This window comes from Micromonospora sp. H61 (assembly GCF_018070325.1).
GTDB classification, from domain to species: domain Bacteria; phylum Actinomycetota; class Actinomycetes; order Mycobacteriales; family Micromonosporaceae; genus Micromonospora; species Micromonospora salmantinae.
This window is the reverse complement of the sequence record NZ_JAGPXY010000112.1, coordinates 1-12,268: the sequence shown is the minus strand read 5'-3', so window position 1 is coordinate 12,268 and position 12,268 is coordinate 1. Positions and strand designations below refer to the sequence as shown.

The 12,268-nt window shown below is 73.5% G+C and carries 14 protein-coding genes; 7 read left to right on the top strand and 7 right to left on the bottom strand.

The genetic code is table 11. The features are described from left to right. Positions 1-42: 42 nt before the first annotated feature. The 3 genes from KBX08_RS30980 to KBX08_RS30970 form a co-directional block, all read right to left on the bottom strand. A complete protein-coding gene (locus tag KBX08_RS30980; protein ID WP_210787280.1) occupies positions 43-1,149 on the bottom strand; it encodes a nucleotide disphospho-sugar-binding domain-containing protein in 1,107 nt (368 codons plus the stop codon). Between the two features lie 58 nt (positions 1,150-1,207). Then, positions 1,208-2,515 (bottom strand): phenylacetate--CoA ligase PaaK, encoded by a 1,308-nt coding sequence (paaK, locus tag KBX08_RS30975; RefSeq protein ID WP_210787272.1) that lies wholly within the window; start codon positions 2,513-2,515, stop codon positions 1,208-1,210. A gap of 78 nt (positions 2,516-2,593) precedes the next feature. After that, on the bottom strand, positions 2,594-3,043 hold the full coding sequence (locus KBX08_RS30970; RefSeq protein ID WP_091398381.1) for a MarR family winged helix-turn-helix transcriptional regulator: 450 nt from the start codon (positions 3,041-3,043) through the stop codon (positions 2,594-2,596). 135 nt (positions 3,044-3,178) lie between these two features. Here KBX08_RS30970 and KBX08_RS30965 point away from each other — a divergent pair, with 135 nt between their 5' ends. The 7 genes from KBX08_RS30965 (at position 3,179) to KBX08_RS30935 (ending at position 8,997) form a co-directional block, all read left to right on the top strand. Then, positions 3,179-4,399, top strand: coding sequence for an MFS transporter (locus tag KBX08_RS30965; RefSeq protein WP_247670363.1), 1,221 nt, complete (start codon positions 3,179-3,181; stop codon positions 4,397-4,399). After that, entirely contained in the window at positions 4,317-4,673 is a 357-nt protein-coding gene (locus KBX08_RS34180) for a hypothetical protein (RefSeq protein ID WP_247670362.1), read from the top strand. Before KBX08_RS30965 ends, KBX08_RS34180 begins: the two co-directional genes overlap by 83 nt. Positions 4,674-4,705: 32 nt before the next feature. Then, on the top strand, positions 4,706-5,179 hold the full coding sequence (locus KBX08_RS30955) for a CrcB family protein (RefSeq protein ID WP_210787264.1): 474 nt from the start codon (positions 4,706-4,708) through the stop codon (positions 5,177-5,179). Continuing rightward, positions 5,176-5,538, top strand: a complete 363-nt coding sequence (crcB, locus tag KBX08_RS30950; RefSeq protein WP_210787262.1) for a fluoride efflux transporter CrcB — start codon at positions 5,176-5,178, stop codon at positions 5,536-5,538. The genes KBX08_RS30955 and crcB overlap by 4 nt, the downstream gene beginning before the upstream one ends. A gap of 107 nt (positions 5,539-5,645) precedes the next feature. Beyond that, a complete protein-coding gene (locus KBX08_RS30945; RefSeq protein ID WP_210787260.1) occupies positions 5,646-6,170 on the top strand; it encodes a PadR family transcriptional regulator in 525 nt (174 codons plus the stop codon). Beyond that, a complete protein-coding gene (locus tag KBX08_RS30940; RefSeq protein ID WP_210787258.1) occupies positions 6,167-6,847 on the top strand; it encodes an ABC transporter ATP-binding protein in 681 nt (226 codons plus the stop codon). The genes KBX08_RS30945 and KBX08_RS30940 overlap by 4 nt, the downstream gene beginning before the upstream one ends. Beyond that, the gene (locus KBX08_RS30935; RefSeq protein ID WP_210787256.1) at positions 6,844-8,997 is read left to right on the top strand and encodes an FtsX-like permease family protein; all 2,154 of its coding nucleotides are present in this window, start codon (positions 6,844-6,846) and stop codon (positions 8,995-8,997) included. The genes KBX08_RS30940 and KBX08_RS30935 overlap by 4 nt, the downstream gene beginning before the upstream one ends. Here the strand turns inward: KBX08_RS30935 and cobA are convergent, their stop codons facing one another. The 4 genes from cobA to cobJ all read right to left on the bottom strand — a co-directional run. Further along, the gene (gene cobA, locus KBX08_RS30930) at positions 8,998-10,653 is read right to left on the bottom strand and encodes a uroporphyrinogen-III C-methyltransferase (protein WP_210787254.1); all 1,656 of its coding nucleotides are present in this window, start codon (positions 10,651-10,653) and stop codon (positions 8,998-9,000) included. Continuing rightward, positions 10,650-11,246, bottom strand: coding sequence for a precorrin-8X methylmutase (locus KBX08_RS30925; RefSeq protein WP_210787252.1), 597 nt, complete (start codon positions 11,244-11,246; stop codon positions 10,650-10,652). The genes cobA and KBX08_RS30925 overlap by 4 nt, the downstream gene beginning before the upstream one ends. Continuing rightward, entirely contained in the window at positions 11,243-11,440 is a 198-nt protein-coding gene (locus KBX08_RS30920; RefSeq protein WP_112588067.1) for a DUF362 domain-containing protein, read from the bottom strand. Before KBX08_RS30920 ends, KBX08_RS30925 begins: the two co-directional genes overlap by 4 nt. Continuing rightward, the coding region (gene cobJ, locus KBX08_RS30915) for a precorrin-3B C(17)-methyltransferase (protein WP_210787250.1) at positions 11,428-12,268 on the bottom strand (841 nt) is incomplete at its 5' end. The genes KBX08_RS30920 and cobJ, both read right to left, overlap by 13 nt.

Below are 12,268 nucleotides of genomic sequence, written 5' to 3'. Positions count from 1 at the left end.
CCCGATCCCCTTGACTGGAGTCGACAACCCGCGGATTAAGAGTCAGACCAGTGCCGCCAGCCGCGCGACCAGGTCGGTCGGTGGCGGCATCGCCGCGATCTCGCGGCTGACCTGCGCGGCGGCGGTCCGCAGACGCTCGTCGGTGAGCAGCCGGGTCAGCGCCTGCGCGGTGATGTCCCGGGAGCGCAGCGCCAGGCCGGCGCCCCGGCGGGCCACCAGCTCGGCATTGTGCCGCCGGTCCCCCGGACCCGTGGTGGCCAGCTGGGGCCGACCTGCGGCGAGTGCGCCGAAGGCGCTGCCCGCACCACCGTGGTGCACCAGCGCCGCGCTCGCCGGCAACGCCTCGTCGAGCGGAATCCAGCCGACCACCCGCACGTTGCCGGGCACCGAGCGGGCCGACCGCTCGTCGGGGCGGACCAGCACGATCTCGGCGTCCACCTGGGCAGCGGCGGCCACCACGGCGGGCATCGGCCCCCGGTCGCCGGGGCCGGTGAGGGTGCTGCGGGTGACCAGGATGCGGGGGCGCTCACCCGGCTCGCGCAGCCAGGCCGGCAACTCCCCGCCGCCGACATAGGACGTGTAGCGCATCGGCCAGCCGTCCTGGGTGGCGACGCTGAGTGGGGCCACGGCGAGGGCGGCGGCCGGCGTGGGCAGCTCGGTGAGGCCGTGGCGGCGCAACGCGGCGCCGAGTCGGGCGACGGTGGCGCGGACCAGGTCCCGGCCGTCGAAGAGGGCGTTCTCCTGGCGTACGGCCGGCACGTCGAGCCGTGCGGCGGCCACCGCACCGGCGACCGCGAACGGCTCGTACAGCACCAGATCCGGCCGCCACCGGGTTGCCAGCGCCACCACCGGGTCGGTGAGCTGGTCGTTGAGCGCGCCGAACAACAGGCCGGCGCCCCGGGTGCCGGCGGTGCCGGCCATTTCCGCCCGCGCGATCAGCGGATGGCGGGGGAAGACCCGCAGCGCGATACGCCCGAAGTCGAAGCCCGGTGCGATGTCCTGCACCGGCAGACCCGCCTCGGCGGCGGCCAGAGCTCCGCCGCCGGTGGCCACCAGCACGTCGTGGCCGGCGTCGCGGAGGGCGACCGCGAGCGGCACCAGTGGGAAGACGTGCCCGACGAGCGGGGCGGAGACCACCAGCACGCGCATGGGCAGGATCCTATGTCGACCACTGCCATGCCCGAGGGCCCGGAACGTCGGGCAGCGGTCAGACGGACGGTCGCTGGTCGACGATGCGGCGCATCTTGCCCATCGACCGTTCCACGGTGTCGGGGGCCATAACGTCGACCGCCACGCTCACGCCGATGGTGTTCTTCACCAACTGGACCAGCGTGTCGCCGGCCCGCTCGGCGGCGTCCACGTCGACGTCGGCCCGCCGCTCCACCCGCACCGTGAGGGTGTCCAGCCGGCCGTGCCGATCGAGGACGCACTGGAAGTGCGGCGAGAGCTGCGGGGTACGCAGGATCAGTTCCTCGATCTGGGTGGGGAAGATGTTCACCCCACGCAGGATCATCATGTCGTCGGTGCGGCCGGTGATCTTCTCGATCCGGCGCATCGGGCGGGCGGTGCCGGGCAGCAGCCGGGTCAGGTCGCGGGTCCGGTAGCGCACGACCGGCATCGCCTCCTTGGTCAGGGAGGTCAACACCAGCTCACCCCGCTCGCCGTCGGGCAGCACCGCCCCGGTGACCGGGTCGATGATCTCCGGGTAGAAGTGGTCCTCCCAGAGGTGCAGCCCGTCCTTGGTCTCGACGCACTCGGTCGCCACGCCGGGACCCATCACCTCGGAGAGCCCATAGATGTCGACGGCGTGGATGTCCAACTGCTGCTCGATCTCGCGGCGCATGTCCTCGGTCCACGGCTCGGCACCGAAGATGCCCACTTGCAGTGAGGTGGCCCGCGGGTCGATGCCCTGGCGGCGCATCTCGTCGACGATGGCCAGCAGGTAGCTGGGCGTGACCATGATGACCTCGGGCTCGAAGTCGCGGATCAGCATGACCTGACGTTCGGTCATGCCCCCGGAGACCGGGATGACGGTGCAGCCCAGTTCCTCGGCACCGTAGTGCGCGCCCAGGCCACCGGTGAAGAGCCCGTAGCCGTACGCGACGTGCACCCGGTCGCCGGGGCGGCCGCCGGAGGCGCGGATCGAGCGGGCCATCAGGCGCGCCCAGGTGCGCAGGTCGTCGCGGGTGTAGCCGACCACTGTCGGCCGACCGGTGGTGCCGGAGGAGGCGTGCAGGCGGGCGACCCGCTCGCGGGGTACGGCGAACATGCCGAACGGGTAGTTCTCCCGCAGCTCCGCCTTGCCGGTGAACGGGAAGCGCGCCAGGTCGTCGAGATCCCGGCAGTCGTCGGGGTGCACCCCGGCCGCGTCGAACGCCTGCCGGTAGTGCGGCACGTTGTCGTACGCGTGCCGCAACGACCAGCGCAGTCGGTCGCGTTGCAGGGCGCGCAGCTCGTCGATGCCGGCGCGCTCGATCGGCTCCAGCTCCTCCGGACGAGGGGTGCGGTCCTGCATCGGCTGCCTCCTTGGCGCGGCGGTCCCGGTGGGGCTGCGGGTACCGTACGCCCGCTGTCGCCCGCGGCCGGCGGGCGGTCAGCGGGTGGCCGGCAGCCGGTGCAGGGCGTCGACCAGCGGCGCCAGCTCGGGGGTGGCCTCCGCCTGGGCGAGCGCGTCGGTGAGCACCCGGTCGTGGGTGGGTCGGGTCTGGGCGAGCAGCTCGGAGCCGGCCGGGGTCAGCTCGGTGTAGATGCCGCGCCGGTCGTCGGCGCAGAGGATGCGGGTGAGCAGCCCTCGCTGTTCGAGGCGGGTGACCAGCCGGGTGGTGGCGCTGCCGGAGAGCGCGGCAGCGCGGGCGAGCTGGCTCATCCGCATGTGCCAGCCGTCCTGGCGGGAGAGCGCGTCGAGCACCGTGTATTCGACGACGGAGAGGTCGTGGCCGGCCTGTAGGGCCCGCTCCAGGGATGTCTCGATCAGCCCGTGCAGGGCGGCGAGGGTGCGCCAACCCTGCGCGCGGATCTCGACCGCGTCGTCGGCGATGCCCATGCCGGCCTCCTCGGTGTGATCTGAACGGACCCCAGGTTACCACGCTTGCGCCGATATGAAGCGCGTGCAAGTATTTCGTTGCCGGCGCCTGTAGTTGCACACGCCGCATAACTGCCCTCTCCCGATGGGAAGACAATGCCCGTACGCCCACAGTCCCTGCCGCCCGGCCTGATCGCGCTGGCCATCGGCGCCTTCGGCATCGGGCTCACCGAATTCGTGATCATGGGGCTGCTGCCCGAGGTGGCCGCCGACTTCGCTGTCACCGAGCCGGTGGCCGGCTGGCTGATCTCCGGCTACGCGCTCAGCGTGGCCGTCGGCGGGGTCGCCCTCACCGCGGCCGTCACCCGACTGCCGCGCAAACCGGTACTGCTCGGCCTGATGGTGCTCTTCATCATCGGCAACCTGCTCTCCGCCGTCGCCGACGACTACGCCGTGATGATGGCCGGCCGGATCGTCGCCGCGCTGTGCCACGGCGCGTTCTTCGGCATCGGCGCCGTTGTCGCCGCCGGCCTGGTCGCACCGGCCCGACGGGCGGGCGCCATCGCCATGATGTTCGCCGGCCTGACCATCGCCAACGTGCTCGGCGTGCCGTTCGGCACCTTCCTCGGGCAGCACTTCGGCTGGCGGTCGACGTTCTGGGCGATCACCGCCATCGGCGTGGTCGCCCTCATCGGTCTGGCCCTGCTCATCCCGGCGGGCGACACCGCCAACGCCGACCGCCCGGCCGGTGGGCTGCGCGGCGAGTTGCGCGCCTTCACCCACCCGCAGGTCTGGCTCTCCCTGGTGATCACCGTCCTGGGCTTCGGTGGGATGTTCGGCGCGTTCACCTACATCGCCTACACGCTGACCGAGGTCAGCGGCTTCGCCACCAGCACCGTGCCGTGGCTGCTCGTCCTCTTCGGCGTGGGGCTCTTCGCGGGCAACCTGCTCGGCGGCCGGGCGGCCGACAGGTCACTGTCGCGCACGCTGGTCACCGTCCTGGCGGTGCTCACGGTGGTGCTCGTCGGCTTCGCGCTGACCGCCACGAACCCGGTTCTGACCATCGTCGCGCTGGTGCTGATGGGTGGGTTCGGGTTCGCCACCGTCCCGCCGCTGCAGATGCGGATCATGCGGTACGCCCACCAGGCGCCGACCCTGGCGTCCGGGGCGAACATCGCCGCGTTCAACCTCGGCAACGCGTTGGGCGCGTGGATCGGCGGGGTGACCATCGCCGCCGGACTCGGCTACACCTCGCCGATCTGGGCCGGCGCCGCACTCACCCTCATCGGTTTGGGTGTACTCCTCGGCGCGCTGCGGCTGGCCCGCCGCGACGAGCCGGCCCGGGCCGACGGGAGCCTGGTGGACGCCCCGGTCTGACCTCGCCGGAAGGAGGACGCCGGGCCGGGCGGATGCCCTGCCCGGCGTCGCTCTGATCATCGCCCTGCCATCGGACTGGTGGGAGCGGGCCGGCGCCGACCCGGCGCTCGCCCCGCTGGTCGCCCAGCGACACGCCATCTACCCGACCGGGCACAGCCCCGAATGGAACCCGCCGGTTTCCTGGCACCTGGCCGCGCTCACCGCGGCGGGCTTCAGCGAGGTCGGCACGGTCTGGCGAGGCGGCCCGGACGCCGCCGTGGCGGCACTGCGCTGACGTCGCCGTCGCCGGCACTAGGCTGAGGAGTCGTGCCAGAGCCGTTCGAGCCGCGTACCGATCCCGACGTCGACCTGCACCTCCCCGCCGATCGCCGTGAGTTGACCGCGCGCCCCGCGACGGTCCTCGCCGCGATCGCGGCCGGCGGGGTGCTCGGCGCGCTGGCCCGAGCCGGCCTGCAACACGCCGTTCCGCACCCACCGACCGGCTTTCCGTGGGCCACGTTCACCATCAACACGTCCGGCTGCCTGCTGATCGGCGTGCTGATGGCGGTGCTCGGGCACCTCGACGGTGGGCCCCCGCTGGCTCGCCCGTTCCTCGGGGTCGGGGTGCTCGGCGGGTTCACCACCTTCTCCACCTACGCGGTCGACGTTCAGCGGGCGATCGTCGTGGGCGCACCGGGCACCGCACTGGCGTACCTCGCCGCGACGGTGCTCGGGGCGCTCGTCGCGGTCGCCCTGGGCGACGCCGTCACCGCCGGGCTGCTGCGGCGGGCGACCCGATGACGGTGCTGCTCATCGCCCTGGGCGCGGCGGTCGGCGCGCCGCTGCGCTACCTCACCGACCGGGCCGTGCAGTCCCGGCACGGCTCGGTGTTCCCCTGGGGGACGCTGTTGGTCAACGTGGCCGGGTCGCTGCTGCTCGGCGTCCTGGTCGGGTGGCCAGCCGGCCCGGCGGTCAGCGCGTTGCTCGGCACCGGGTTCTGCGGTGCGCTGACCACCTACTCCACCTTCAGCTACGAGACGCTGCGGCTGACCAGTGGCGGCCATCGGCTCCTCGCGCTGGCCAACGTGCTCGGCAGCGTGGCCGCCGGGCTCGCCGCTGCCACCGCCGGCTACGCAGTGGCCCGCGCCCTGACCGGCTGACGGCCACGCCGCGCCCGATTTCATCCCCACAAACGCCTGGACCGCTGCCGATCCACAACACACCGAGGGTATATACGCGGGGTATACCCTCGGTGTAGTCTGCTGGCATGAGCGTGCCACTGACCCTTCTCGGACTCCTCGAACGCGAGCCCAGCCACGGTTACGACCTGAAGCGCGACTACGACGCCTTCTTCGGCCGGGGTAAGCCACTGCCGTTCGGCCAGGTCTACTCCACCCTCAGCCGACTGGCCCGCGACGGCAAGGTGGTGATCAGCGACGTCGCCCCCGGCGCCGGCCCCGACCGCAAGCGCTACATCATCACCGACGTCGGCGCGACCGAGGTCGAGCAGTGGCTGACCCAACCGGTCGACCCGGAACCGCACCTGCAGACGGTGCTCTTCGCCAAGGTCGTGCTTGCGCTGATGCTCGATCGCCCGGCCGCCGAATACCTCGACACCCAGCGCAGCGCGCACCTGCACCGGATGCGTGAGCTGACCGAGATCAAGCGCGCCGGAAGCCTGGTCGACGCGCTGCTCGCCGACCACGGCCTCTACCACCTGGAGGCGGACCTCCGATGGATCGAGATGACCGGCGCCCGACTGGACGCCCTGCGGAAAGAGGTGCGGCAGTGAGCGTCGTGATCGAAGCGCGCGACGTCGAGTTCTCCTTCGGTCAGACCCCCGCCCTGCGCGGCGCCAGCGTCGCCGTGGAGGCGGGCGAGATCCTCGCCGTCATGGGCCCCAGCGGCTCGGGCAAGTCCACCCTGTTGCACTGCCTGGCCGGCATCCTGGTGCCCGACTCCGGCGAGATCCTCTTCGACGGGGCCCGAGTGCACGCCATGGCCGAGACCGAGCGCAGCAGCCTGCGCCGGGACCGGTTCGGTTTCGTGTTCCAGTTCGGTCAACTCGTCCCCGAGCTGACCGCTGTGGAGAACGTCGCGCTGCCGCTGCTGCTCAGCGGCGTACACCGCAAGCAGGCGCTGCCCAGGGCGCGAGCCTGGTTCGCGCGCCTCGGGTTGGACGGCCTGGAGCAGCGGCGCTCGGGTGAGCTCTCCGGCGGGCAGGCGCAACGGGTCGCCCTGGCTCGCGGCCTGGTCGCCGAGCCGCAGGTGCTCTTCGCCGACGAGCCGACCGGCGCGCTCGACTCGCTCACCGGCGAGCAGGTGATGGACCTGCTGGTCGGCGCCGCCCGCGAGCAGGGCACCACCGTCATCCTGGTCACCCACGAGCCGAGGATCGCGGCGTACGCCGACCGCGAGGTCATGGTCCGCGACGGGCGCGTGAACGCGCCGGACAGGGTCGCCTCGTGATCCGCTTCGGGCTCCGCCTCGCCGTGGCCGGCGGCCGTGAGGCGCTCACCCGCCTGGTCGTCATCGCCGCCGCCGTCGCGGTCGGCAGCGGGCTGCTGCTGACCACCCTCGCCGGGGTCAACGCGGTCAACTCCCAGCTCACCCGGTACGCGTCGATGTATCCGAGCGCCTCGGCCGGCGACGCCGACCCGTTGTGGTGGTCGAACCGGCAGGACTTCTTCCACGGTGAGCAGATCATCCGGATCGACGTCGCCGCGACCGGCTCGACAGCGCCCACCCCGGTCGGCATCCCGACCACCCCGGGCCCAGGCGAGTACTACGCCTCGCCCGCGTTTCGCGAACTGCTGGCCGCCCACCCGGCCGACCAACTGGGCGACCGCTACCCGGGGCGTGACCTCGGCACCGTTGGCCCGGCCGCGCTGACCTCGCCGGACACCCTGCTCATCATCGCCGGCGGCACCCCCGACCAGGTCGCCAAACTGCCCAACGCGCAGAAGGTCACCAGCGTCGGCGAGACCCCCGCCCTCCCCGAGGCCACTGTGAACCTGATCCTGGGCGTGATCGCCAGTGGGTTGCTGTTCCCGGTGCTGATCTTCATCGGCACCGCCACCCGGCTCAGCGCCGCCCGCCGGGAGCAGCGCTTCGCCGCGATGCGCCTGGTCGGCGCGACGCCCCGACAGATCTCGATGGTCGCCGCCGTGGAGGCGGCCGCCGCCGCCGTCGCCGGCACCGCCGTCGGCTTCGGACTGTTCTACGCCTTCCGCGACCCGCTCGCGGGCCTCCCGTTCACCGGCATGCCGTTCTTCCCGAGCGACATGTCCCTGGGGATGCTGGACGTCCTGCTGGTGGCGCTCGGCGTCCCGGCCGGCGCGGCGCTGGCGGCGCAGGTCTCGCTGCGCCGGGTCCGGATCTCGCCGCTGGGCGTCACCCGGCGGGTCACCCCCCGGGCGCCGCGCGCGTACCGGCTGATCCCGATGGTGCTCGGCGTCGCCGTGCTGCTCTTCGCCATCGGCTTCCGGCCCGAGACCTCCGACGGCCAGGCCGCGGTGTTCCTGCCCGGGCTGCTGCTCATCATGGCCGGGCTGGTGTTCGCCGGCCCGTGGTTGACGATGGTCGGCGCCGGGGTGATGGCCCGGTACGCCAACCGCCCGGCCACGCTCATCGCCGCGCGACGCCTCGCCGACAATCCGAAGGCCGGCTTCCGGGCGATCAGCGGCATCATGCTCGCGCTCTTCGTCACGAGCGTGTCGGTCGGCGTGATCACCACGATCGTCGCCAACCGCGGCCCGGCGCCCACCGGTTCGACCGACGCGGGCACGGTGACCACCGTCTTCGACGAGAAGACAACGTCGGTGCCCGACACGCTCTTCGCCGAACTGCGGGCGATCACCGGGGTGCGCTCCGCGACCGCCATCCGCGAGAACCCGGTGGTGACCGACTCCGGCGAGGTCGGGGTGATCGCGTGCACCGACCTCCCGAGCGCGTACGGCCGGTGCGCCGACGGCGCGAGCGTCATCGAGGTGCCGTTCGGCCTCAGCCGCTGGCGGGAATCGGCATCGCCCGCGACGGTCTGGCCCGCCGCGTCGCTCACCCTCGACGAACTCCAACGGCTACCGGTCGGGGCAATGGTCGTCGGCACGGACGGCTCCGCCGCCGCCGTCGAGCGCACCCGCACCGTGCTGGAGGTCGCCCACCCGACCTTCTGGGTCGGGCCGAACGTGCCCGGCGACTTCGAGTCGGACTTCGCGAACACGCTGCGCGGCTGGGAGCAACTGGCCAACGTCATCATCATCGCCAGCCTCGCGCTCGGAGGGTGCAGCCTCGCGGTCAGCGTCATCGGCGGTCTCACCGAACGCCGACGCCCGTTCAGCCTGCTGCGCCTCAGCGGCGCTCCGGTGCGGGTCCTGCGTCGGGTGGTGGCGTTGGAGAGCGCCGTGCCGATGCTCGCCGTCGCCGCCGTCGCCATCGGCATGGGCCTCCTCGCCGCCCACCTGTTCCTCCGGGCGCAGATGGACTACACCCTCGTCGCGCCGCAGCCGGGCTTCTACGTGATCGTCGTGGTCGGGTTGGCAGCCTGCCTCGGCGTCATCGCCTCCACCCTGCCGCTGCTGGAACGCATCACCGGGCCGGAGACCGCCCGCAGCGAGTAGTCATCCCGTCGGCCCGGTGGTGGCGAGGGCCACCACCGGGCCGAGGACGAAGACGGCGGGTGGGCCGACGCCCTCCCGGGCGGCGACGGCGCCGATCTCGTCCAGCCGGGCGGGCACCGATCGCTGGTCGGGCAGCCCGGCGTCCTGCACGGCCAGCACCGGGCTCTCCGGGGCACGACCGTGCTCGATCAGCACGGTCGCGATCTTGGCGATGGTGTCGACGGCCATCAACAGCACGACGGTGCCCCGGGCCCGGGCCAGCGCCGCCCAGTCGACGAGCGAGTCGGGGTGCCCGGGCGGCAGGTGCCCCGACACGACTGTGACGTCGTGCGCCACGCCCCGGTGCGTCACCGGCACGCCGGCGAGGGCCGGTGCGGCGAGCGCGCTACTCACCCCCGGCACCACCGTCACCGGCACACCGGCCGCCACGCAGGCCTGCACCTCCTCGTGGCCGCGCCCGAAGACATACGGGTCACCGCCCTTGAGCCGGACCACGCGGCGACCGGCGCGGGCGTGCGACACCAGGGCCTCGTTGATCGCCTCCTGGGCCATCGACGGGCCACGGGGCACCTTCGCGGCGTCGACCACCAGCACGTCGGGGCGCAGCCCGGCGAGCAGCCCCTGCGGGGCGAGTCGGTCGACCACCACGACGTCCGCCGCGTCGAGCAGCGCCTTTCCGCGTACCGTGATCAGGTCGTCGGGCCCCGGCCCGCCACCGACCACGGCGACCGAGCCGTGCCCGTGGTCGTGGTGGTCGTGCCGGTGATGGTGGTGGCCGACCGGGTCGTCGGGGTGGTCGTGCGGGCGTTGCGGGCGACCCACCTTGTCCGCGAAGCCGGGCATCAGCACCCGGTACGCGCAGGTGTCGCAGTTCATCCGGATGTCCCCGCCCAGTGCCTCGGCGTACCGCTCCAGGACGAGGTCGGCGAGGGCGTCACAGTCGCCGATCACCTCGGCGACGCGGACGTCCAGGTCGGGGTGGGCGGCGGCGAACTCCGCCGACTGGGCGACGATCCGGTCCGGCAGCACACCGGCGAACAGGAAGTACGGTGCCACCACGATCCGGCGCGCACCGAGGCGGCGCAGGCGCTCCAGCACCGCCGGCACCGACGGCTGCGCCAGGGAGATGAACCCCGGCTCCACACCCGCGTAGCCGCGCCCCTCCCAGAGCAGCCGGGCGACCTTGGCGACCTCGGCGTTGGCGTCCGGGTCGGTGGACCCCCGCCCGATCAACGCCACCCACGTGCCGGCCCGGTCGGCACCAGCAAGCTCCGTGTCGGCCCGGTCGGCGCCGGCCGGTGCGGCGTCGATGCGCTGTTCGAGGGCTTCGTGCAGCAGCGGGTGAGGGCCGAGCGGGCGGCCGTAGCGGTAGCTCAGCCCGGGGTGGCGCTGCTGCTCCCGGGCCATCGCGGCGGGGATGTCGCCCTTGCCGTGACCGGCGCCGGTGAGCACCAGCGGCAGCGCCACCAGCGCCCGGTGCCCGCGGGCGACGAGCGCGCCGACAGCGTCGGTCAGCGGTGGGCGGGACAGCTCGATGAAGCCGCCCTCGACGTCGCCGATGTCACCGCGACGACGGACCCGCTCGACGAGAGCGGCGAACTGCTCGACCCCGGCCGCGCTGCGCGTGCCGTGCCCGACGACGACCAACCCGGTCATGACTTCTCCTCGACGTAGAGCAGGGCGTTGAGGGCGGCGGCGGCGACCGCCGAGCCACCCTTCTCCCCCACGTTGGACACGGCGGGCAGGCCGCTGGCCCGCAGCGCCGCCTTCGACTCGGCGGCGCCCACGAAGCCGACCGGCAGGCCGACGACGAGCGCCGGTGCGGCGTCCACTATGAGCAGTTCGACAAGCGCGGTGGGCGCGCAGCCGACCACCCAGACCGCGCCGGGCCCGACCCGTTGCACTGCGATCCGGACGGCCGCCGCCGAGCGGGTGATCCCGGCCGAGCGGCCCAGTGCGGCGGCGGCCGGCTCGGCGACCGGGCAGACCAGTTCCAGGCCGGCCCGGGTGATGCCGGCGGCGACCATCGCCACGTCGGTGACCACTGGCGCACCGGCGCGCAGCGCCGTCAGCCCCGACTCCAGGGCGGCCTCGTCGCAGACCAACTCGTCGACGTACGCGAGGTCGGCGCTGGCGTGCACCACCCGCTCGGTCACGGCGCGGCTCAGCGGCGGCAGGTGCGACAGGTCGACGCGCTCGCGCAGGATGCGGTACGACTCGGCCTCGATGGGGTGCACCACCCGGCTCATCGGGCTCCTTCACAGGGGTCGGGCTCGACGACGCGGATCGCGTCGACCGGGCAGATCTCCAGGCACTCCAGGCAGCCGGTGCACCGGTCGGCGCGGACCGTGAGGCCACCGGCGACCGGTCGGATGGCGTGCGTGGGGCAGGTGAGCAGGCAGGCGCCGCAGCCCTGGCAGGCGTCGATCGTCACGAGCGCCATCGGTACCCCCGGGGTGTGACCATCCGGCCGGCGATCAGCCGGGTGTCGCTGCTGCCCACCACCACGACGCTGTACATGTCGACGATGGCCGGGTCGAGCGTGGCCACTGTGGCGAGGTGCACCCGTTCGCCGGGGCGGCTGGCGTTGCGCACCACGCCCACCGGGGTGTCCGGTGGCCGGTGGGCGGCGAGGATGCCGAGCGCCTTGCCGAGCTGCCAGTCGCGGGCCCGGCTACGCGGGTTGTAGAAGAGCGTCACGAAGTCACCCTCGGCGGCGGCGGTCACCCGCCGCTCGATGACGTCCCACGGGGTGTGCAGATCGGACAGGCTCAGGTAGGCGTGGTCGTGGCCGAGTGGCGCGCCGAGCAGTGCCCCGGCAGCGAGGGCGGCGGTGACGCCGGGCACGCCCACCACGTCGATGCGCTCGTCGGCGTACTCCAGGGCGGGGCTGGCCATCGCGTACACCCCGGCGTCGCCGGAGCCGATCAGCGCGACCGCCCGGCCGGCGGCGGCCTCGGTGACGGCGGCGCGCGCCCGTGCCTCCTCCGCGCCCAGCCCGCTGGAGAGCACCCGGGTTCCCGGGCGGAGCACGTCGCGGACCTGCTCCAGGTACTGGTCGAGGCCGACCACCACTGCGGCGCGACGTAGCTCGGCCACCGCGCGGGGGGTGCGCAGGTCGGCGGCGCCCGGCCCGAGGCCGACGACGGCCAGCCGGCCGCGTGGCGCGTGCCGGGCCACCGCGACGGTGGTCATCGCCGTCGCGGTCTTGCCCACCAGCAGCGTCGCGCCGTCGGCCCGGCCGTCCGGGCCGAGCCGGGCCGCGGCCTCC

Excerpts from the sequence above, each read along its gene's own strand:
- crcB (WP_210787262.1), top strand. The coding sequence starts at position 5,176 with ATGACGGTGCTGCTCATCGCCCTGGGCGCGGCGGTCGGCGCGCCGCTG.
- KBX08_RS30920 (WP_112588067.1), bottom strand. The coding sequence starts at position 11,440 with ATGGCGCTCGTGACGATCGACGCCTGCCAGGGCTGCGGCGCCTGCCTG.
- KBX08_RS30965 (WP_247670363.1), top strand. The coding sequence starts at position 3,179 with ATGCCCGTACGCCCACAGTCCCTGCCGCCCGGCCTGATCGCGCTGGCC.
- KBX08_RS30925 (WP_210787252.1), bottom strand. The coding sequence starts at position 11,246 with ATGAGCCGGGTGGTGCACCCCATCGAGGCCGAGTCGTACCGCATCCTG.
- paaK (WP_210787272.1), bottom strand. The coding sequence starts at position 2,515 with ATGCAGGACCGCACCCCTCGTCCGGAGGAGCTGGAGCCGATCGAGCGC.
- KBX08_RS30945 (WP_210787260.1), top strand. The coding sequence starts at position 5,646 with ATGAGCGTGCCACTGACCCTTCTCGGACTCCTCGAACGCGAGCCCAGC.
- KBX08_RS30970 (WP_091398381.1), bottom strand. The coding sequence starts at position 3,043 with ATGGGCATCGCCGACGACGCGGTCGAGATCCGCGCGCAGGGTTGGCGC.
- KBX08_RS30980 (WP_210787280.1), bottom strand. The coding sequence starts at position 1,149 with ATGCGCGTGCTGGTGGTCTCCGCCCCGCTCGTCGGGCACGTCTTCCCA.
- cobA (WP_210787254.1), bottom strand. The coding sequence starts at position 10,653 with ATGACCGGGTTGGTCGTCGTCGGGCACGGCACGCGCAGCGCGGCCGGG.